Source organism: Bartonella sp. CM120XJJH (assembly GCF_042194715.1).
GTDB lineage: Bacteria > Pseudomonadota > Alphaproteobacteria > Rhizobiales > Rhizobiaceae > Bartonella.
The window spans coordinates 1-228 of record NZ_JBHINE010000129.1; the positions used below are offsets into that span (position 1 = coordinate 1).

Consider the following 228-nt stretch of genomic DNA (forward strand, 5'->3'; position numbering starts at 1 on the left):
ATCTTATCACACCTCAAAAAGTGGATAACAAAAAGTTAGAACTCACAAAACCTTTCCTTTAAAACATGACGAAACAAGAATTTACACAGACACTGTTTGCGTGGATGGGTGGTAAACACTATCTGCGTAAGAAAATTATACCGATTTTAAATAATATTGACAACGAAACATATGTTGAACCGTTTTTAGGCTCTGGTGTTATTTTCCTAAATAAAAGACAAGAAAAGT

1 protein-coding gene is annotated in these 228 nt (G+C 32.5%); it reads left to right on the top strand.

Annotation, left to right across the window (positions count from 1 at the left end; all coding sequences use genetic code 11):
- Positions 1-65: 65 nt before the first annotated feature.
- Positions 66-228, top strand: a 163-nt coding sequence (locus tag ACFIKU_RS10180; RefSeq protein WP_375657440.1) for a DNA adenine methylase, incomplete at its 3' end; no start/stop codon positions are given.